General features: G+C 63.9%; 17 protein-coding genes and 1 pseudogene. 5 read left to right on the plus strand and 13 right to left on the minus strand.

All coding sequences use genetic code 11. The features are described from left to right. The 6 genes from C1X29_RS21560 to C1X29_RS21585 all read right to left on the minus strand — a co-directional run. Positions 1 to 623 (minus strand): ABC transporter permease subunit (locus C1X29_RS21560; RefSeq protein WP_102718317.1); only part of this gene is annotated, 623 nt, incomplete at its 3' end. Continuing rightward, positions 620 to 1,447, minus strand: coding sequence for an ABC transporter permease (locus tag C1X29_RS21565; protein WP_102718318.1), 828 nt, complete (start codon positions 1,445 to 1,447; stop codon positions 620 to 622). The genes C1X29_RS21560 and C1X29_RS21565, both read right to left, overlap by 4 nt. After that, positions 1,441 to 2,238: a phosphonate ABC transporter ATP-binding protein gene (locus tag C1X29_RS21570; protein WP_039772121.1), complete on the minus strand. Its 798-nt coding sequence runs from the start codon at positions 2,236 to 2,238 to the stop codon at positions 1,441 to 1,443. Before C1X29_RS21570 ends, C1X29_RS21565 begins: the two co-directional genes overlap by 7 nt. Continuing rightward, positions 2,235 to 3,089: a putative selenate ABC transporter substrate-binding protein gene (locus C1X29_RS21575; RefSeq protein WP_102718319.1), complete on the minus strand. Its 855-nt coding sequence runs from the start codon at positions 3,087 to 3,089 to the stop codon at positions 2,235 to 2,237. The genes C1X29_RS21570 and C1X29_RS21575 overlap by 4 nt, the downstream gene beginning before the upstream one ends. Positions 3,090 to 3,210: 121 nt before the next feature. Beyond that, positions 3,211 to 4,203 carry a zinc-binding dehydrogenase gene (locus C1X29_RS21580; protein WP_102718320.1) on the minus strand — a complete coding sequence of 331 codons (993 nt, stop codon included), beginning with the start codon at positions 4,201 to 4,203 and terminating at the stop codon, positions 3,211 to 3,213. Between the two features lie 116 nt (positions 4,204 to 4,319). Continuing rightward, on the minus strand, positions 4,320 to 5,216 hold the full coding sequence (locus C1X29_RS21585) for a LysR family transcriptional regulator (RefSeq protein WP_102718321.1): 897 nt from the start codon (positions 5,214 to 5,216) through the stop codon (positions 4,320 to 4,322). Positions 5,217 to 5,380: 164 nt separating this feature from the next. Between C1X29_RS21585 and C1X29_RS21590 the strand changes: the two genes are divergently transcribed. After that, on the plus strand, positions 5,381 to 6,130 hold the full coding sequence (locus tag C1X29_RS21590) for an SDR family NAD(P)-dependent oxidoreductase (RefSeq protein ID WP_011333861.1): 750 nt from the start codon (positions 5,381 to 5,383) through the stop codon (positions 6,128 to 6,130). Position 6,131: 1 nt separating this feature from the next. On the opposite strand, the gene C1X29_RS21595 is transcribed toward C1X29_RS21590, so the two are convergent. Together C1X29_RS21595 and C1X29_RS21600 are read right to left on the minus strand one after the other, a co-directional pair. Continuing rightward, the gene (locus tag C1X29_RS21595; protein ID WP_102718322.1) at positions 6,132 to 6,803 is read right to left on the minus strand and encodes a paraquat-inducible protein A; all 672 of its coding nucleotides are present in this window, start codon (positions 6,801 to 6,803) and stop codon (positions 6,132 to 6,134) included. Continuing rightward, on the minus strand, positions 6,800 to 7,396 hold the full coding sequence (locus C1X29_RS21600) for a paraquat-inducible protein A (RefSeq protein ID WP_011333863.1): 597 nt from the start codon (positions 7,394 to 7,396) through the stop codon (positions 6,800 to 6,802). Before C1X29_RS21600 ends, C1X29_RS21595 begins: the two co-directional genes overlap by 4 nt. A 157-nt stretch (positions 7,397 to 7,553) precedes the next feature. On the opposite strand from C1X29_RS21600, the pseudogene C1X29_RS29790 reads away from it, so the two are divergent. Then, positions 7,554 to 7,748, plus strand: a pseudogene (locus tag C1X29_RS29790) (hypothetical protein); the annotation flags it as partial. 151 nt (positions 7,749 to 7,899) lie between these two features. On the opposite strand, the gene gstA reads toward C1X29_RS29790, so the two are convergent. Beyond that, positions 7,900 to 8,514: a glutathione transferase GstA gene (gene gstA, locus C1X29_RS21610; RefSeq protein ID WP_102718323.1), complete on the minus strand. Its 615-nt coding sequence runs from the start codon at positions 8,512 to 8,514 to the stop codon at positions 7,900 to 7,902. A 108-nt stretch (positions 8,515 to 8,622) separates the two neighbouring features. Here gstA and C1X29_RS21615 point away from each other — a divergent pair, with 108 nt between their 5' ends. Beyond that, positions 8,623 to 9,525 carry a transcriptional regulator GcvA gene (locus C1X29_RS21615; RefSeq protein WP_102718324.1) on the plus strand — a complete coding sequence of 301 codons (903 nt, stop codon included), beginning with the start codon at positions 8,623 to 8,625 and terminating at the stop codon, positions 9,523 to 9,525. A gap of 123 nt (positions 9,526 to 9,648) precedes the next feature. After that, positions 9,649 to 10,074 carry a cupin domain-containing protein gene (locus C1X29_RS21620; protein WP_102718325.1) on the plus strand — a complete coding sequence of 142 codons (426 nt, stop codon included), beginning with the start codon at positions 9,649 to 9,651 and terminating at the stop codon, positions 10,072 to 10,074. A gap of 65 nt (positions 10,075 to 10,139) precedes the next feature. Here the strand turns inward: C1X29_RS21620 and C1X29_RS21625 are convergent, their stop codons facing one another. The 4 genes from C1X29_RS21625 to C1X29_RS21640 all read right to left on the minus strand — a co-directional run bounded on the left by C1X29_RS21625 (position 10,140) and on the right by C1X29_RS21640 (position 15,369). Next, positions 10,140 to 11,255, minus strand: a complete 1,116-nt coding sequence (locus C1X29_RS21625) for an alkene reductase (protein WP_102718326.1) — start codon at positions 11,253 to 11,255, stop codon at positions 10,140 to 10,142. A gap of 150 nt (positions 11,256 to 11,405) precedes the next feature. After that, complete coding sequence (locus C1X29_RS21630; RefSeq protein WP_102718327.1) at positions 11,406 to 13,643, minus strand: molybdopterin cofactor-binding domain-containing protein; 2,238 nt, start codon at positions 13,641 to 13,643, stop codon at positions 11,406 to 11,408. After that, positions 13,640 to 14,113 (minus strand): (2Fe-2S)-binding protein, encoded by a 474-nt coding sequence (locus C1X29_RS21635; protein WP_102718328.1) that lies wholly within the window; start codon positions 14,111 to 14,113, stop codon positions 13,640 to 13,642. The genes C1X29_RS21630 and C1X29_RS21635 overlap by 4 nt, the downstream gene beginning before the upstream one ends. Next, complete coding sequence (locus tag C1X29_RS21640) at positions 14,110 to 15,369, minus strand: cytochrome c (RefSeq protein ID WP_102687739.1); 1,260 nt, start codon at positions 15,367 to 15,369, stop codon at positions 14,110 to 14,112. Before C1X29_RS21640 ends, C1X29_RS21635 begins: the two co-directional genes overlap by 4 nt. Before the next feature lie 308 nt (positions 15,370 to 15,677). Here C1X29_RS21640 and C1X29_RS21645 point away from each other — a divergent pair, with 308 nt between their 5' ends. Then, on the plus strand, positions 15,678 to 16,877 hold the full coding sequence (locus C1X29_RS21645; RefSeq protein ID WP_102718329.1) for an MFS transporter: 1,200 nt from the start codon (positions 15,678 to 15,680) through the stop codon (positions 16,875 to 16,877). Positions 16,878 to 16,927: the final 50 nt, after the last annotated feature.

Consider the following 16,927-nt stretch of genomic DNA (forward strand, 5'->3'; position numbering starts at 1 on the left):
GCCCCGACAAACCCCAGCACGCTGGCCATCCGAATATTGTTCTCCCACCGATACAAACAGTACGCCAGCAACTGCGGCGCCAGGTTCGGCAGCGTGCCGTAGCAAAACGCCGTCACCGGATTCCCCCCCTGCAACCGAATCGCATCCGCCGGTTCCGGCGGTGTGTTCTCCAGCGCTTCAGCAAACAACCGCCCCAACACGCCCGTGGTGTGCAGGGCCAGGGCCAGTGTCCCGGCATTCGGCCCAAGCCCAGCCGCCAGCACCATCAACGCAGCCCACACCAATTCGGGTATGGCGCGCAGTGCATTGAGCAGCAGGCGCGCGGCACTCTGAAAAAACCAGCCAAAGCGGCCAGCGGCGGGGAGCGCCAATAACAAGCCCAGCACAGCGGCGAGGAGGGTGCCGAGGGCTGACATGGCCAGCGTTTCCATCGACCCGCGCAGGATTGCGTTCAGGTAGTCAGCGCTAAGGTCAGGGCTGAGAAAGCGCCCCACATACAAGCCCATCTGTTTCAGGCTGGTAGCGCTGCCGAGTTCTTCAAGATCAAGGCCCAGGTAGGCGAACGAGGCAATGACGGCCGCAACAATGGCAAGGATCAGCACCGAATTGATCAGGCGTTTCATGCCAGCCTCCAGCGCAGCAGGCGGCTGAGTTGGTCGGCGCCGAGGACGAGGAGGAGGAAGGTGAGGAGCATGCTGGCGACTTCGCCGCCGGCGAACATGCGGATCGACAGGTCGATCTGCTGGCCGAGGCCGCCGGCGCCGACGAAGCCCATGACCACCGAGGCGCGGATGGCGCATTCCCAGCGGTAGACGGTGTAGGAGAGCAATTCCGCCGCGACGTTGGGCAGTACGCCGTAGGCGAAACTGGCGAGGCGGCCGCTGCCGGCCTGGAGCAGGGCGTGGGCCGGGCGTTGGTCGGTGGATTCGTAGATTTCGGCGTAGACCTTGCCGAGCATGCCGCTGTAGGTGATGGCGATGGCCAGTACGCCCGCCGCCGGGCCGAGGCCGACGGCGCGTACGAACAGCAGGGCCCAGACGATTTCCGGCACGCTGCGCAGGAAGATCAGCAGCCCGCGCACCGGCCAGCGCAGCAGTCGGCCCAACAGGCTCGGGCGGCCGCTGCGGGAGGCGGCGGTCAGCGACAGGGCGCGGCTGGCGAGCAGGCTGGCCGGCACCGCCAACAGCAACGCCAGGGCCATGCCGGCGGTGGCGATGGCCAGGGTTTGCAGGGTGGCTTTGAGCAGTAATTGCAGAAACTCGCGATCATGGGCCGGTGGCCAGAACATCGACACGAAGCGGCTCATTTCGCTCTGGCTGTCGGCGTGAAACAGCACGCCCAGATCCAGTTCGCTGAGCTGGATACCGGGCCACAGCAAGGCAATCGCTAGCCCGGTCAGCAGCAACCGTGGCAGTGCGGCGGGGTCGCGGGTGTCGGCGCTCAGCATCGCGGAATCTGCACAATCAGCGGGGTGACGGCGGGCGCCGGGGATTGCAGTTGTTCGTTGGCGTAGAGGGTGTCGAGCATGTCGCGGCTGACTTGCGCGGACGGGCAGTCGAACAGGATCCGGCCCTCGCGCAGACCGACGATGCGCGGGAAGTGCGCCAGCGCCAGTTCCACCGCGTGCAGGCTCGCCACCAGCGTCACGTTGTGCTCCCGGGCATGGCGCGACAGGATCGACAGCGTGTGCCCGGCCAGCACCGGGTCCATCGCCGAGACCGGTTCGTCGGCCAGCAACACCTCCGGCGCCTGATACAGCACGCGAGCGATGCCGACCCGCTGCAATTGCCCGCCGGACAGTTGCTGGCACTGGCTGAAGAGTTTGTCGGCCAGATCCAGTTTTGCCAGGGCCGCGCGAGCGCCGGGCACGTCGAGCGGATGCAGCAGGTTGATCAGGCTTTTGCCCAGGCTCCATTGGCCGAGTTTGCCGGCCAGCACCGCCGTCACCACCCGTTGCCGGGGCGGCAGGGGCGGCGCCTGATGCACCAGGCCGATGCGGGCACGCAGGCGTTGCCGTTGGCGGGCGGACAAATGCCAGGCGCGCTCGCCCAACACTTCGATGTCGCCGCTGCTGGGCCGAATCGCGGTTGCCAGCAGGTTCAGCAGGCTGGATTTGCCGGCGCCGGACGGGCCGATGATCGCCACCTGTTCGCCGGCCTCGATCTGCAAATCCACGCCACGCAAGGCCTCCACGCCATTGGTGTGGTGCAGAAAAGCCTGTTTGAGGCGCAGCGTCATTTCAGCAAGTCGGCGGCGCGGGCGGCTTCCTCGATGCCTTTGTAATTGTCCGGGCTGGTTTCGATGAAGCGGCTGGCGGCTTGCAGGTCGAGGATTTTCTTGTGCTCGGGGTTGGCCGGGTCGAGGTCGAGGAAGGCTTTTTTGATCTTCGCCGCCAGCGCCGGGTCGAGGGTGCCGCGCACGGTCCAGTTGTAATCGAAGTAGGCCGGGGTGGTGGCGAAAACCTTGACCTTGTTGGTGTCGACCTTGCCGGCGTCCACCAGTTTTTGCCAGACGCTGGCGTTCAGCACACCGGCGTCGACCTTGCCGGCCTGCACCCAGGCGACGGTGGCGTCGTGGGCGCCGGAGTAGCCGACGCGGCTGAAATAGCTTTCCGGTTTGATGCCGTCCTTGAGCATGAAATAGCGCGGCATCAGGCTGCCGGAGGTGGACGACACGGAGCCGAAAGCGAAGGTCTTGCCCTTGAGGTCGGCGAGGCTTTTGACGTTCGGGTCGGCGGTGATGAATTTGCTGGTGAACTGCGCGTCTTGCTCACGCTGCACCAGCGGAATGACCTTTGGATCACTTTTCAACTGCGCCTGGACGAAAGTGAAGCCACCGAGCCAGGCCAGATCGAGACGGTTGGTGGCCAACGCTTCGACCACCGCCGGGTAGTCGGCCACCGGCACAAACTCGACTTTCATGTTCAGTTGCTTCTCCAGATAAGACCCCAGCGGCTCGAACTTGCGCAGCAGCTCGGTCGGGGCTTCATCGGGAATCGCGCTGACCTTCAACACCTCCGCGGCTTGCGCCAGCACGGCGGACAGGGACAGGGCCAGACCAGCGGTCAGTGCCAGGGTTCGCTTGAGCATGGAATTCTCCGTTTCGTGGGCATCAAGGTCGATGCACCCGTCGATGGGCAATCATCGTCGGGTGCAACGTCAGGTTAGACGAAACGGCGCGATTGCGAGGGAGTCGGGCCGTGGTTGCTTGTCAGGCGCTGGGCAATCGCGTCACCCATTTCCCGCCACCCGCGCCGTCCTTCAGGGCGCGCAAGGCCTGGGGCAATTCATCGAAGTTGAACATCTGCAGCGCCGGGCCGATCAGGCTGCCGTCGAGCAGAGCTTGCAGCAACTGCTCGCCGTTGCGGCGCAAGGTCTGGCGATCGTGCAGGCTGGCGTGGACGTGGAAGCTGTTCAATGCCACTTCATGCAGCGAAATCGCCGTGGTGAACGCCGGCAGCGGCGCGCTTTCCTGACGATCCTGAATGCACACCAGATGGCCGTTGTAGCCCAGCAGGTCGGCCATTTTCGCCGCGTGAGCGCCGCTGACCGTGTCGAATACGGCATGCAAACGACGTTCGCCGAGGCTGGTTGCGAGTGCGGTTTGCCAGTCCGGTTCGCGGTAATCGAATACGCCGACTGCGCCCAGGGCCTTGAGCTTTGCATGATGCGCGCCGGACGCGGTCGTCCAGACCCGCCATCCGCGTTGTACCGCCAGTTGCACCAGCAGCAGGCCGACCGCGCCCCCGGCGCCGATCACCAGCACATCGGCTGCGCCATTCGCGGGGACTTTTTCCACTGCTTGCCACGCGGTCAGTCCGGGACAGGGCAGTGACGCCGCCGCGGCATCATCGAGCGCGGCGGGTACTGACAGCACGGTGGCGGCGTCCAGCAGGCAGTACTCGGCGAAGCTGCCATCGTTCGCCAGTGATTGGTGATACGCCACGCGACTGCCGGGTTGTAGTGTCACGCCGGCGCCGGCCGCGACCACCACGCCCATGCCGTCGACACCCGGCACACGGCCGGTGCTCCAGGCGGGATGGCCCCACTCGATGATCTTCCAGTCCACCGGGTTCAAGGCGATGGCGCGGTTGGCCACCAGCACTTGGCCGGGGCCGGGTTGCACGAGGGGTTTGCGGATCAGTGTCAGGCCATCCAGCCCTTGGCCGGACGTCCAGGCCCAGGCAGCGTAATCAGTTTGCATTGTGCGGTTTCCCATGACTGTCAATGGCCGCCAGTATCGGTGGCAACGGGCATGAGAAGAACCGGCCCTGGGTCAAAGGTGTTTTGCGTAAAAGTCAGCAATGCTCGCGCAGCACCTCAATCGACCTGCGCAAACCGCTCCACCAGCCAATCAATGAACACCCGCACCCGATTGCTCAAATGCCGGTTCGGCGGATACAGCACATGAAATGGATACGCCGGCGGGCGCCAGTCCTCGAGGATCGGCACCAGTTCGCCGCGCTCGATAGCCGTCCTGACCGTGTAGCTGAAGGTGTGGATGATCCCCAGCCCGGCGAGCCCCGCCGCCAGGTGCGCGTTGCTCTCGTTGACGCTGATCAGGCCTTTGCCTTCGATCTGATGGCGTTCGCCGTTGCGCTGGAAGTTCGACGGCAGGATGCGCCCGGTGGAGGCCGAGCGGTAGGCGATCAGCTGATGGTTGGCCAGGTCGAGCGGGTGGCTCGGGGTGCCGTGGCGTTGCAGATAATCGGGTGTGGCGCAGGTGGTCCAGGACACTTCGCCGAGGCGGCGCACGGCCAGGGTTTGTTCGGTCAGCACGCCGCCACGAATCACACAGTCGACGCGCTCGCTGATCAAGTCCACCGGGCGGTCGCTGACGCCCAGGTCAATCTGGATGTCCGGATAGCGTTCGAAGAACTTCGGCAGTTCGGGGATCACCAGCATCGTCGCGGTCGAGCCGCCGATGTCTACGCGGATCTTGCCGCGCGGCAGGCCCTGGGCCTGGCTGAAGCCTTGGTCGATGTCGTCCAGTTGATGCAGCAGTTGTTGGGTCAGTTGGTAATAAGAGGCGCCGTCGGCGGTGACGGTGAGGCGGCGGGTGGTGCGTTGCAGCAGGCGTACGCCGAGGTGGTTTTCCAGTTGGCCGATCAGTTTGCTGACTGTGGTTTTCGGCAGGTTCAGCGAGTCGGCGGCTTTGGTGAATGAACCGCTTTCCACGACGCGGGCGAAGGTGCGGATCGCCATTAACTGATTCATCGGTTCGGGCTCGGTGGGGTAGATGCGGTTGAGTATTGTGCATGTCTGTGCACAAACAAAACCGATTTTGCAGATTTTTCAATTCAATCGATCGGCCTAAAGTCGCTTCCAACGGCTCACCTACGACCCGTCACCTACCTCGAAACGGTTACTGGAGATTCATCATGAGCAACAGACTTGAAGGCAAAATCGCACTGATCACTGGCGGCACCACCGGCATCGGCCTGGCCTCGGCGCAGGAATTCGTCGCCCAGGGCGCCACCGTATTCATCACCGGCCGCCGTCAGGCCGAGCTGGACAAAGCGGTCGCCGCCATCGGCCCGCGAGCCATCGGCATTCAGGGCGATGTGGCGAAGCTGGAGGATCTGGATCGCATCTACAGCGAGATTTCCGCCAAGGCCGGGCACCTCGACATCCTGTTCGCCAACGCCGGCGGCGGGGACATGCTGCCGCTGGGCTCGATCACCGAAGAGCACTTCGACCGGATTTTCGACGCCAACGTGAAGGGCACGCTGTTCACTGTGCAGAAGGCCTTGCCGCTGCTGCGCGATGGCGCCTCGATTCTGCTGACTTCATCAACCACCTCAGTGCAGGGCACGGAGAACTTCAGCGTCTACAGCGCGAGTAAAGCGGCGGTGCGCAACTTCGCCCGCTCATGGTTGCTGGACTTGAAACCACGGCGCATCCGCGTCAACGCCATCAGCCCTGGCCCGGTGCGCACGCCAGGTCTGGCAGGGCTGGTGCCGGCGGAACACACCCAGGGGCTGTTCGATCAACTGGCGTCTATCGTGCCGATCGGCCGTCTGGGCGAGCCGAGCGAGATTGCCAAGGCTGCGTTGTTCCTGGCCTCGGATGACAGCAGCTTCGTCAACGGCATCGAGTTGTTCGTTGACGGCGGTACTGCGCAGATCTGATTTAAGTTGCTTGATGCCCCGGCACTTGTTCAGTCGAGTGCCGGGGTTTTTCCGTTTCTTCGTCCGGCGCGTTATCCCAGATCAGGCGCGGGTCGAAGCTCATCGCCGAAAGCATCGTAAAGACCACCACAAGGCCGAAGAACAGAATCCCTACGCGCGGCTCGATATCCCCCAGCGCCTGGAATTTCACCAGCGCCGCCACCAGTGCGACCACCAGCACATCGAGCATCGACCAGTAGCCAATCAATTCGACGAAACGGTACAGCTTCGAACGCTCCTTGCGCGCCCAATGACTGTCCCGTTGCACGGTGACCAGCAGCAAAGTCAGTGCGACGAATTTCACCCCCGGCACGGCGATGCTGGCGACGAAGATGATGACGGCGATGTCCCACGCGCCGTGTTCCCAGAACTCCAGCACGCCGCTCATGATGGTGCTGTCGGCGCCGCTGCCGAGCAGGGTGGTGTTCATCACCGGCAGCAGATTGGCCGGCACGTAAAACGCCAGCGCGGCGAACATGTAGGCCCAGGTGCGGGTCAGCGAATTGGTTTTGCGCCGGTGCAGTGGCGCGTCGCAGCGCGGGCATTGGTGCGGTTCGCCGGTCATGTCGCAGGCCAGTCCGCAGCTGTGGCACAGGCACAGGTTGAGTTCGCTGGCAGTCGGTGGCCGTTTCATAGGATGTCCCACAGTTCACGCACGTCGCGCCCGGCGATGCGGATCAGCAACAGGCTGAGCACGGCCAGCGCAAACAGGCCGATGCCGGGAATGACGTCGAGCATGCCCGCCAGTTTGAACACCGCGACCATCGCGCCGAGCAGGCAGACTTCGAGCATGCTCCACGGCCGCAGCGTTTCCAGCCAGCGCATGCACAGCTTGAACCCCGGCGAGCGGCGCGAAGCGAGGGCGAAGCTCAAGACCCAGATCAACAACACCAGCTGAAAGGCCGGGGCGATGATGATCGAGATTGCCGCGACCATCGCCATGAAGGTGATCGGCCCCTGACTCAGGGCCAGCACCGAATCCCACAGGGTCGCGCTGTTTTTCAGGCCCTTCATGCTGATGCTCATCACCGGGTAGAAATTGGCGAACAGCCACAGCATCGCCGCGGTGAAGCTCAGGGCCAGCCGTTGCTCCACGCTCAGGTTGTTGTAGCGCTGGAGCACGGCGCCGCAACGCACGCAGAGGGTCTTCTGGTGTTTGGCCAGCACGACTTTTTCGTACACGCAGTCGCAATGCTCGCAGATGATCAGTTGATCGGTGCTGGCCATGGGGCGCTCGGCGGGAGGAGGGCTTGAACCCTTTCACTATAGAAGCGCTGGGGCATTCGGCAACCGGGGTGCCATTCGTCCAATACCGGGCACTAAGCACCACTCACTCGTTTCACACCTTCAGGTACGAACATTGCGCACCAGAACGGAGAACCCCATGGACATTGATGAAAATGCACCCGGCAACCTGTCACAACAGGCCGTGACGCGCACCACCGACAACGAAACCGGCCATGATCCCCGCAAGGATGAGTCGCCAGTCCCCTTGCCGCCGGACGATGAAGCGCCACTGGAAGAAGACATGAGCGATGTGGCGGCCAACGATTCGGTGGGATCCGAGCATCCGCAGGACGGCAACCGCTCAGGAAGCACCGACGCTAACCCGCAGAGTACCGCCAAGGATGATGAGGACCGAGAAGCGCGGGGCCTGCCGGCAAGTGATCCAGAGTCGGGCGCCTGACTGCGCGCCGGCCCATCAAGGGCGCTTGGCGCAACCGGTCATGTCAGACGACCGGTTGCGTGGCTTCCTCTGCCGCGATGGCAGCCTGCACGCTGGGCCGCTCGGCGATGCGCGTCATGTAGTTCGCCAGCGCTGGCCAGTCTTCGATGGCGATGCTGAATGTCGGCAACCACTTCAGCACCGTGAACAGGTAGGCATCCGCTACGCCGAACCCTTGCATCAGAAAGGGCTGGGTCGCGAGGATTCGGTTCAGGTAATCCAGGCGCTTGAACAGTTTGTGTTTGAAGAGCGTTTTGGTGGTTTCCGGGATTTCGCTGCTGAACAACGGCGCGCTGCCTCCATGAATTTCCGAGCTGATGAAGTTCAGGTATTCCTGCAGGCGCGAGCGCTCCCAGGTGCCGTTGGCCGGGGCCAGTGCATGGCCGGGCAAGAGGTCGGCGAGGTATTGCAGAATGGCCGGGCCTTCCGTCAGCACTTCACCGTTGTCGAGCATCAGCGCGGCCACGTAACCCTTCGGATTGATCTGGCGAAAGTCCCGGCCGTCGGCGGTTTGCTTGGTCTGGTTGTTGACGCGGATCAGCTCGAACGGCAGCTCCAGCTCGCGCAGCACAATGTGCGGCGACAGCGAACAGGTCATGGGGGCGAAGTACAGTTTCATGGGATCTCCTTGCAGGTAGAGCCTCAGAATCCGCTATCGCCGCGCCGCTTCGCAAAGGACAAATGCAGTGCTAGCGTATGACAAAATCTCATGGACTGAAGAGGTCATATGCTGCCCCGATTGCCATCGCTCAATGGATTGCGCGCCTTCGAATGCGCCGCCCGGCATATGAGCTTCACCCGCGCCGCCGAAGAACTGAACGTCACGCAGACCGCGATCAGCCATCAGATCCGGCGCCTTGAAGATGAGCTTGGCGTGCGTCTGTTCATGCGCTTGAAGGACGGTTTGGCATTGACCGAGGAGGGCAATGCTTACTTGCCCGGCATCCGCTCAGCGTTTCTTGAATTGCGCTACTCGACTGAAAAGCTGCTGGAATCCAGCCACAACAGCGTCCTGACCATCAGCACGCTGGTGTCGGTGGCATCGAAATGGTTGTTGCCGCGATTGCCATCATTTCGCGAGGCGCATCCGCAGATTGATGTGCGGATCAGCGCCTCCACCGAGTGGGTGGACTTTCGCAAGGGCGGCATCGATGCGGCGATCCGCTACGGCGACGGGAACTGGCCGGGGCTGCGGGCCGACTGGTTGATGGCCGACGAAATCTTCCCGGTGTGCAGCCCGCGCTTGCTGACCGGCGACAAGCCGTTGAATACGCCGGTGGACCTGGCCCGTCACCCTTTGCTGCAAGTCAGCGGCGTGACCGCCAATGACTGGAACGACTGGCTGCATGCGGCAGGCCAGCCACCGTTGACGGCCAAGGGCCCGCGATTGACCTTCGACCTGGCGATGATGGCGGTGCAGGCGGCGATTGACGGTCAGGGCGTGTGCATCGGTCGCTCGACCTATGTCGATGACGATCTGCGCGCGGGCAGGCTGGTGGCGCCGTTTGATTTGCGCTTGAAATCCGCTTCCGGCTTTTACCTCGTCACGCCCCACGATCAGGCCGAATCGAAAAAGATCGTGGCGTTCAGAGGCTGGCTATCGCAGGTGCTGGCCAAACCCTTTGTATAAGCGTGTATCCATCGCGCCGCCGTACACAAACGGGTAACAAACCCCGTCATCAGGACACATCCCGCATACAGGCCTCGGCCAAAGTAGTCGTCAACACATCACTACTTCCAAGAGGGCAACACCATGCGCCGCACACTTCTGATGACCGCTGCCGCCGTATTCGTTTCGCTGACCGGCCTCGCACAGGCGGCTGACACCCCATCTGCCGCCCCGGCGAAGAACTGGCAACAAGGCCTGAGCCGTACCGATCTGGTCCGTCAGGATCTGGGTGCTGCGGATCGCGAGGTGATCCAGGCTCGCGTCGACTTCGAACCGGGCGTCACGTCACCCAACCATGCGCATCCGGGTGTGGAAGTGGCTTACGTGATCAGCGGCACGTTCGAGTATCGGCTTGAAGGGCAGGCGCCGGTGACGCTGAAGGCGGGTGATTCGCTGTTCATCCCGGCGGGTGTGGCGCATATCGCCAAGAATGTCGGCAACGAGAAGGGCTCGGAACTGGCGACCTACATCGTCAAGAAGGGCGAGCCGCTGCTGATTCTCAAGCAGTAATGCTCCGCGAAAACGAACAAGGCCTGCCGATGTGACAGGCCTTTTTGCGTCCGCTGTTCAGCGCATCAGTGGGCGTGCACCGGGTAGTCGGTATAGCCACGCTGGTCGCCGCCAAAGAACGTGCTCGGGTCCGGTGCGTTGAGCGTCAGGCCTTCGCGGATTCGTCGAGGCAGATCGGGGTTGGCCAGAAACGGACGGCCAAACGCGATGATGTCGGCGCGACCGTCGGCCAGGGCCTGTTCCGCCGACTTGGGGTCGTAGCCGCCGGCGATCATCAGCACACCATCCCAGGCATCACGCAACTGAGCGATGATCGCGTCCCAGCGCGGATCGAAGTTTTCATCCTTGACGGTGCCGACCACGGCGGGCTCGACCAGATGCAGATAGGCCAGTTTCCAGCGGTTCAGCGAGCGCACGATGTAGCCGAATGTGGCTTCCGGCGATTCATCGCCCATGCCCATGAAACGGCCCATCGGGGTCAGGCGCACGCCGACACGGTCGGCACCGACTTCGTCGACCACGGCCGCCACCACTTCCAGTAACAGGCGCGCACGGTTTTCCAGAGTGCCGCCATAACCGTCGGTGCGCTGGTTGCTGTTGCTGTTGATGAACTGGTCCAGCAGATAGCCGTTGCCGGCGTGAATTTCCACGCCATCCATCCCGGCGTTCAGTGCATTGCGTGCGGCGCGGCGGTAGTCGCTGATGATGTCCGCGATCTCCGACGTTTGCAGTGCGCGCGGCACCGGCACGTCACCCCAGACACCGTTGCCCTCGGCATCGACGATGAAAGTCTTGCCCGGTACAGGCAATGCGCTCGGCGCCACCGGCAATGCGTTGTCCGGTTGAAAGCTTGGGTGCGATACGCGGCCCACATGCCACAGCTGCATGAAGATCAACCCGCCAGCCTCGTGTACCTCGCGGCTGACTTCGCGCCAGGCTTGCACCTGTTCGTCGTTGTAGATGCCAGGCGTCCACGCATAACCCTGGCCCTGACGGGAAATCTGCGTTGCCTCGGTGATGATCAGCGCGGCGCTCGCCCGCTGGCGGTAGTACTCGGCGTTCATGGACGTCGGGATGTCGCCCGGTTGCCCGGCACGGGAGCGAGTCAACGGCGCCATCGCCACCCGGTGGGGAAGTGTGTAGGGGCCGAGGGCGATGGGACGGAACAGTTGTTGTGTCATGGGGGTTCTCCAGTCTTCGAAAAGGGTCGGCAGGGCGGTGTCGGGACATTTGGCCCGACACCGGATGGCCCTACGTTAAACGGCTGTCCGGCGCTTGATAATCCACACGCGACGCCACGCTGCATTGCGTGAAATGCAACGTGGCGCGGTTCAGGCAGGCTGTTGCGAGCGGGTCAGGGGCAGGTTCAGCCAGCGCCGTCCGGTGGCATTCGCCACGGCATTGCCGATGGCGGCGGCCATGGGGCCCTGGACGATTTCGGCGGCCCCGAGAAACGGTTGCCCCGGCTGGTCGAGCAGATGAACGTCGACCTTTTTGGGGAGTTGCGAGAAACGCAGGATTGGGTAGCCGCTCCAGTCGTAGCTGCGGATGCCGCCGGCGTCATAGGCGACTTTTTCATACAGCGTCCAGCTGGTGGACTGCACGATCCCGCCCTCGACCTGGTTGCGCAGGCCATCGGGGCTGACGATCTGCCCCACGTCCACTGCGGTGACGACGTGATCGATCTGCACTTCGCCGGTCTGCGGATGCACCCGCAGACGCACGGCAATGGCGCAGTAGCCCATGATGTTTTTGTAGCGCGCGAAGGCGAAGCCAAGGCCTGCGCCGGGTTCGCTGCTTTTTTGCGGCCAGCCGACGGCATCGCGCACCCGTTCCACAACAGCCCGTGCCCGAGGGTCTGTCAGGTGCGCCAGGCGCAGGGCAACCGGATCGACTGCGGCCTTGGCGGCGAGTTCGTCGATACAGGCTTCGATGGCGAAGACGTTGATGTGGGCGCCCAGCGAGCGCATGGCCGAGGTGCGGAACGGCATTTCGGTGACGAAGTTCATGTCGATCCGCGAAGAGGCCACGGTGTACAGCGGCACCGCGTTACGATCGCCATCGCCCTCAGGCTGGGCGATCGGCACCGAGGGTGCCGAAGCGAACGGCCGGGCCAGCAGGCGTGCGGGCAGCAAGCGCCCGGCGTTGACGATGCGTTCGTTGTGCGGCGTGGTCCACAGCTCATAGTTCCAGTCCTGCAGCCGACCTTGCGCATCAAGGTTGGCTTGCACCTCGCTGACCATCGCCGAGCTGTACGGCTCCCAAAGGTTTTCCTGCTCGCGCATCCACTGCACCCGCACCGGCGAGCCCGGTACGCGCATAGCAACCAGCGCTGCGTCAGCCGCGGCATCGTCTGCGCCGTTGTGGCCGTAACAGCCGGAGCCTTCAGTGTGGATGCAGCGCACGCGCTCGGGCGGCAGCCGCAGCATCTCGGCGATTCCGGCGCGCAGCGGATACACGCCCTGGGTGTGGGTCCAGACGGTGAGGGTGCCGTCCTTGAACCAGGCCACGGCGCAGGACGGGCCGATCGAACCATGCATCAGGTATTGCTTGGTCACCCGGGCGCGATATTTGTGGTCGGTCGCGCCTTGGGGTGTGCCTTCATGGCTGATGGGATAACGACGCGAGGGCAGACGTTCAAGCAAGGTGTGGATGTCCCGCGATTCGGGAATCGCCTGTCCGCCGCTCCAGCGCGCCGAGGCGTATCCATGGCGCATGGCTTTGATCGCTTGCCATTCATCCCGCGCCACCACGGCCAGATAATTGCCGTCGCGAATCACCTGCACCACCCCGGACAGCGTCTTGATCGATTCCGCATCGATGGCTTCCAGCGTGCAGCCGGGGCGCGGCGGGCGGATGACCCGGGCGTGGAGCATGCCCGGCAGGCGAATGTCCTGCACGAACGCCGCGCCGCCGCTGACTTTGCCCGGAATATCCAGCCGTGGCAGCGAATGGCCGATGAGCTTGAACGACGCCGGTGGCATCGAGGGCGATGCGGATTTTGCGTAGCGGTGCAGATCGACCTGCTGCACGGCGTCGGCGTAGGACATGCGTTGCCCGGTCGGGCCGAGAATGATGCCGTCGCGAGTCGTCAGCAGCGCCGGCGCAACGTTCCAGCTGCGCCCGGCCGATTCCAGCAGCATCTCACGCACTTGTGCCGCCGCGTTGAACAGCGCGGTGCCGCTGTCGAAAACCGAGTGGCTGCCGGCGGTGTAGCCTTCGTTCGGCGTGAGTGCGGTGTCGGCGGTGAGCAGGTTGATCGCGGTCGGGGCGACCTCCAGGCGTTCAGCGGCAATTTGCAGTAACGCGGTTTTGACCCCGGTGCCCAGTTCGACCTTGCCGGTGTAGACGGTGATGCCGTCGGGGCCGACGCGGATCCAGGCATCGAGCCAGGGGTTGGTGCGCAGGCTGCCGGGCAGGTCCGGCGCCAGCACGACCGTACCGAGGGTATCGACTTCGGTGTCAGCCAGGGCGCGGCGCGAGACCGGCACCAAAGCAAACGCCACCAGCAGGGCGCCCCCGCGCAGGAACGCGCGGCGACTGTGATCGACCTCATTGATCGTCGTCATTGCGCACTCCCGTTTTGCCGGGCGACAAGGTTGATCGCCTCGATGATGCGCAAGTGCGTGCCGCAGCGGCACAGGTTGACGGACATGTGTTCGCGAATGGTCTGCTCATCGGGATGCGGATTGCTTTCCAGCAATGCCTGCGCACGCATCAACATGCCGGCGATGCAGTAACCGCATTGAGCGGCCTGTTTGTCGATGAACGCTTGCTGCAGTGAGCCGGGGCGTTCGGCGGTTCCCAGACTCTCGACCGTCCGCACCTTTTTGCCTTCAAGGCCGGCGCAGGGTGTCAGGCAGGAAAACACCGGTTGGTCATCGACGATGACGGTGCAGGCACCGCATTGGCCCAGACCACACCCGTACTTGGCGCCGTTCAGGCCCAGGTGATTGCGCAGCGCATAGAGCAGCGGCATGTCCGGTTCCAGCTCGAGAGCCCGGGAAGATCCGTTGACGTTGAGGGTGATCTGAGTCATTTCGTCTCCTGACGTAGCGCTTCGAGGGTGGCGGAAAGGTCGGTCCAGGGTTGGTCGGGTCTGGCCTGATGGCGCAGGTAGACGGCCAGGGCGTTGAGTTGAGCGTTGTCGAGACTGGCGGCGAACGAGGGCATCACCGGCCCCGGCTGGCCGGGTTCTGCCGGGATGCCTTCGAGTACGGTTTTCACAAAGTTGCGCGGGCTGGCAGCCTGCAGCGCCGAGGTGCGATCCAGTGCCGGGCGGCCGTCGATGTCACGCATCGGCGCGCCTTGGGCATGGCAGCCGGCGCAGGCACTGGCGAACAGCAGCACGCCAGAGGATCGATCCGCAGGTTCAGCGCTGGCGCTCGGAATTTCGTTGACCGCGGTTTTCGCCGGCAGACTCAGCAGGTACTCGGCAATCGCCTGAGCATCTTCCGCGGGCAAGCGCGCCAGACCGAGACTGACCGGGCGCATCGGGCCCGCCGCCGTGCCGTGTGCGTCGACCACTTCGGCCCGCAGGTAACTCACCAATTGTTCGCTGCTCCACGGGTTTGCCCGGTGCGCCATGCCCAGCAGTGACGGCGCGTCCCAGCCATCCACGCTGCCGCCGGCCAGGTTTTCGCCGGATTTCTCGGCGCCGATCAGGTTCAACGGCGAATGACAGCCCGCGCAGTGACCGGGACCTTCGACCAGGTAACGTCCGCGATTCCACGTCTGCGATTGCTCCGCCAGCGGCGTCAGCGGTTTTCCATGCAGGAACAGCAGGTTCCAGAACGACACCAGTGGCCGGATGTTCATCGGGAAGTTCATGCGGTTCTGTTGTGGCGGCGAGTCCACCGCGGGGCCGCTCATCAGGTACGCATAGGCGTCGGCGATATCGTCTCCGCTCATGCGCCGGTAATGAACGTAAGGGAAGGCCGGGTACAGGAAGTGGCCGTCGCGGGAGATCCCTTCACGCATCGCCCGCTCGAAGGCCGGCAACGACCATTGGCCGATGCCGGTCTGTGGATCCGGGGTGATGTTGGTGCTGTAGAGGGTGCCGAACGGCGTTACCAGCGGCAGTCCGCCGGCCAGGTATTGGCCGCCGGGTCGCGTGTGACACACCGCACAGTCGCCAGCCTCGACCACTCGTGCGCCGCGTTGCAGTTGCGCGGAGTCGAAGGTTTGCGGGCGCTCGACCGGCGCAATTGCCGGACGCCACATCAGCGCCAGGGCCGCGATTGCACCGATCGACGCGAGGGCTGCCGCGCTGACCCACAGCGCTCTGGATCTCATGAAATGGCCGTTCATGAGCGGCTGCCCAAGCGGCACGCGGTGGGCGTGAGGGACGGATTCGGCATCTTCGACAACTCCTTGAACGACCGGGGAAGGGCGCCGATGCAAAGCCCTGCGCCTGGTGCCCAAGGGTAGAGAAGGTGCATCCGTCCGAGTATTGCCGGACCGCGCAATAGCACGTTGCGCCAAGTGCAACGCCGAGGGTCGTTGCATTTGGCGCATCACTCAATTGCCCGAGAGATGGATACTCGAAGGCCTGCGCGACCCTTAGCCTTGGCGTCACTTTCCCAACTCATTGAGGTGTCATCATGCTTACGGGCAATCCGGCAGCGGCGGCCAAGGCCGAACCATCCGCTTCTCTTTCCGGCCTGATGGTCGCGTTCCTGGCATTCTGCTGCGGCGCGGTCGTGGCCAACCTTTATTACGCTCAGCCGATCGTCGAACTGATCGCGCCGCAGATCGGCCTGTCCAGCGCCAATGCCAGTCTGATCGTTTCACTCACGCAGTTCGGTTATGCATTGGGCCTGCTGTTGCTGGTGCCGCTGGCCGACCTGATGGAAAACCGTCGGCTGGTGGTGGGCTTTACCCTCGCGGCGAGCGTGACGCTGTTGTGCGCCGGTCTGACGCATTCGCCGTCGATGTTCCTTGTCCTGTCGTTGCTGATCGGCCTGACTTCGGTGGCGGTGCAGATTCTGGTGCCGTTGGCCGCGCATCTGGCGCCCGAGGCAACCCGTGGGCGGGTGGTGGGCAACATCATGAGTGGCCTGTTGCTGGGCATTCTGCTGTCGCGACCACTGTCGAGTCTGCTGGTGGAAGTGTTTGGCTGGCGCGGTGTGTTTTTCAGCGCGGCGGCACTGATGGCCGTCATCGCACTGATCATGGCGATTGCCTTGCCGCGCCGCGTCCCGAGCCATCAGGCGACGTACGCTGCGCTGATCGGCTCGGTGTTTGCGCTGGCCCGTCGGCACGCGGTTCTGCGTCAGCGTTCGCTGTATCAGGGCTTGCTGTTCGCCAGCTTCAGCCTGTTCTGGACCCTCGCACCGATCGAGCTGATGCGGCACCACGGTTTCAGTCAGGCACAGGTGGCGATATTTGCCCTGGTCGGCGCCGTCGGCGCGGTCGCAGCGCCGATTGCCGGGCGGCTGGCCGATGCCGGGCACGGTCGGCGCGGGACGCTCGTTGCACTGTTGCTGGCGCCAGCCTCCTTGCTTATCGCCGCGCTGCCGGGCAGCAGCTATGTCTGGCTGGTGGTTTGCGCGGTGCTGCTGGACTTCGCCGTGCAACTGAACATGGTGCTGGGCCAGCGCGAGGTGTACGCCATCGATCCGCACAGCCGCGCACGCCTGAATGCCGTGTACATGACCAGCATCTTCGTCGGCGGTGCTCTGGGATCGCTGGTCGCCAGTCCGCTCTACGAGCATTTCGGCTGGAACCTGTCCGCCGTGTCCGTGGCGTTGCTGCCGGCGCTGGCCCTGGCGCTGTTCCTGAGCCGCAAGGCCGATGCCTGAACCGCAGACACCGCTAAGTCCGATGAAGCACGGTCCTACAAGACGATTGG

It is taken from the genome of Pseudomonas sp. GW456-12-10-14-LB2 (genome assembly GCF_002884345.1).
GTDB classification, from domain to species: domain Bacteria; phylum Pseudomonadota; class Gammaproteobacteria; order Pseudomonadales; family Pseudomonadaceae; genus Aquipseudomonas; species Aquipseudomonas paraglycinae.

Excerpts from the sequence above, each read along its gene's own strand:
- C1X29_RS21615 (WP_102718324.1), top strand. The coding sequence starts at position 8,623 with ATGCTGCCCCGATTGCCATCGCTCAATGGATTGCGCGCCTTCGAATGC.
- C1X29_RS21600 (WP_011333863.1), bottom strand. The coding sequence starts at position 7,396 with ATGGCCAGCACCGATCAACTGATCATCTGCGAGCATTGCGACTGCGTG.
- C1X29_RS21580 (WP_102718320.1), bottom strand. The coding sequence starts at position 4,203 with ATGCAAACTGATTACGCTGCCTGGGCCTGGACGTCCGGCCAAGGGCTG.
- gstA (WP_102718323.1), bottom strand. The coding sequence starts at position 8,514 with ATGAAACTGTACTTCGCCCCCATGACCTGTTCGCTGTCGCCGCACATT.
- C1X29_RS21575 (WP_102718319.1), bottom strand. The coding sequence starts at position 3,089 with ATGCTCAAGCGAACCCTGGCACTGACCGCTGGTCTGGCCCTGTCCCTG.
- C1X29_RS21625 (WP_102718326.1), bottom strand. The coding sequence starts at position 11,255 with ATGACACAACAACTGTTCCGTCCCATCGCCCTCGGCCCCTACACACTT.
- C1X29_RS21635 (WP_102718328.1), bottom strand. The coding sequence starts at position 14,113 with ATGACTCAGATCACCCTCAACGTCAACGGATCTTCCCGGGCTCTCGAG.
- C1X29_RS21645 (WP_102718329.1), top strand. The coding sequence starts at position 15,678 with ATGCTTACGGGCAATCCGGCAGCGGCGGCCAAGGCCGAACCATCCGCT.
- C1X29_RS21620 (WP_102718325.1), top strand. The coding sequence starts at position 9,649 with ATGCGCCGCACACTTCTGATGACCGCTGCCGCCGTATTCGTTTCGCTG.
- C1X29_RS21590 (WP_011333861.1), top strand. The coding sequence starts at position 5,381 with ATGAGCAACAGACTTGAAGGCAAAATCGCACTGATCACTGGCGGCACC.
- C1X29_RS21595 (WP_102718322.1), bottom strand. The coding sequence starts at position 6,803 with ATGAAACGGCCACCGACTGCCAGCGAACTCAACCTGTGCCTGTGCCAC.
- C1X29_RS21570 (WP_039772121.1), bottom strand. The coding sequence starts at position 2,238 with ATGACGCTGCGCCTCAAACAGGCTTTTCTGCACCACACCAATGGCGTG.
- C1X29_RS21585 (WP_102718321.1), bottom strand. The coding sequence starts at position 5,216 with ATGAATCAGTTAATGGCGATCCGCACCTTCGCCCGCGTCGTGGAAAGC.
- C1X29_RS21565 (WP_102718318.1), bottom strand. The coding sequence starts at position 1,447 with ATGCTGAGCGCCGACACCCGCGACCCCGCCGCACTGCCACGGTTGCTG.
- C1X29_RS21630 (WP_102718327.1), bottom strand. The coding sequence starts at position 13,643 with ATGACGACGATCAATGAGGTCGATCACAGTCGCCGCGCGTTCCTGCGC.
- C1X29_RS21640 (WP_102687739.1), bottom strand. The coding sequence starts at position 15,369 with ATGAGATCCAGAGCGCTGTGGGTCAGCGCGGCAGCCCTCGCGTCGATC.